Raw genomic sequence first — 1,916 nt, 5'->3', positions numbered from 1 at the left:
TGGATGCGGACGTATGGCTGCCAAGTCCGCTTGTTGGATCGGATGTTGGCGCTGCTGTTAGAGTATGTGGGCGATTTGGATCCGCTTGTCGTTTTGGTGGGGACCAGTGGTTTTAGTCTTGGGCAAAACCAAACGATTGGCTATCGCGCGGGCCCGCTGCGAAGTTCTCACCATCGTGTGCCGATGATTGTTAGCGATTTAGGCCCGGTGCGTGAAAAAAGAGTCGTCAATGCCAACTCTTTGCCTGCGATGCTGGCAAAGATCAAGACGCGGCCCGATTGCCTGGTCGATCCATCAGTTTGGGCGAGTGGCGATTCGGAATTCGATCCGCGTGTGCTGACCCGTGACGGCAAAGGGTCGGTCGCTGTGACCACATCGCGGTGGTACCACGTTCGCGATGCGGATCAGCACGATCGGCTGTATTTGAAGCCCGACGATCTCGAGGACCAAAACGACGTCAGCCGGTTGCGACCCGACATTGTCGACTTGCTAGGCGAGTGACGTTCGCAGTGCTATCCCCCTGAAGCAGCTAGGCAAACGTCTTTCTGCGTATTAGCCGCTTTGGCTAGCGGCTTATTGATTTGATCGTACGATGGACTTCCTAGTCCGACGCATACACCAATGACGGGCAAGGTAGTCCATCAGCCACCCCTTGCCAGAGAAAACTTCATTAAATCAACCGCCCGCTAGCCACGGTTCCGACATTCAACCGGGGCTAGCGGGCTGTTGATTCAATGAGCCGCTCGCGCATCAGTGGCTGGGTTCCACGCATTACCCGGTGCCTTACGGCCCTCGGCTCACCAATGCGATTTGCATTTCGACTAAATCAACCCAGGCTAGCGCCCAAGCGGCTAACGGGAATGCACCCAATCAATCCTGTTACCTGCTTAGCATGCACAAAAAAACCTTGCCGATCCCCAATGGATCGGCAAGGTTTCAAGATCTTCGCTGGTTTAGCCTAACACGGCGGTTAGGCCAGTCACGACTAGATGTCGGTGTTAGCGTCAGCGGCTGGCGCTGGAGGTGCATCGCTGCTGCTTTCTGGAGCAGGAGCAGGTGCAGCTTCTGGAGCAGGAGCTGCTTCAACAGCACCGGTGGTTACGCTGCCAGGAACGAGCGTTTCGCCTGGAGCAAGGTCGTAGCCTTGGCTGCTTTCAACAGCAACAGGAGCTTCGCCACCACAGCAAGGAGCTGGTGCAGGTGCAGCTACTTCGCCACCACAGCAAGGAGCTTCGACAACAGGAGCTGCTTCGCAGCAGGTTGGCTCGGCTGCACATCCGCAGCTGCTCTTGCGATTACGAAACTTGCTGAACAAGCCGCAATGCTTCTTGTGACCACAAGCTGGCTCAGGGCAGCAAGCTGGTTCTGGAGCACAAACGGGGGCTGGCTCACAGCAAACTGGAGCTGGAGCTGGAGCTGGAGCTGGCTCGCAGCAGACAGGAGCAGGTGCTGGTTCGCAGCAAACAGGTTCAGCAGCACAGCAAGGAGCTGCGTGCTTGGCCTTCAAGCGTGCGAACAATCCACCGCCACAGCTTTTTTCAACAGCACAACCGCCGCACGACGGTTGAGCGCATCCACCGCCACACTGTTTGGCGTGCAGTCGGCTGAAAAGTCCACCGCCATGGTGTCCTGCTTCAGCGGTTTCGCTCATGACTACTGCTGCACCGATCAACAGTGCGAATGCGGCAATGCCGCTCACCACAGTCCGATTCATAAAGATCTCCCAAGTGTTCGGAGTTTGGTGCGATCCGAATTCGCACATCAAAATTTATCTAGGCCGTAATCCACGGCCCATCGCGTCGATCCAACCGCCGATAACATCATCGACTACCGAAAGATCTTCGAACCGTGATCCAGGTTCCCTAACGTTTAAGATAGGGGGTATGGGCTGGGTTTACGGCTCGCGCAATTTCGCC

General features: G+C 56.3%; 1 pseudogene. It reads left to right on the top strand.

The window, feature by feature from the left end:
* A pseudogene (locus RMSM_RS40735) lies at positions 1-501 on the top strand (hypothetical protein); the annotation flags it as partial.
* Between the last annotated feature and the right edge of the window lie 1,415 nt (positions 502-1,916).

It is taken from the genome of Rhodopirellula maiorica SM1 (genome assembly GCF_000346295.1).
Lineage (GTDB): Bacteria > Planctomycetota > Planctomycetia > Pirellulales > Pirellulaceae > Novipirellula > Novipirellula maiorica.
The sequence above is the reverse complement of the archived record's forward strand: the minus strand, read 5'-3'. Positions and strand labels throughout refer to the sequence as shown.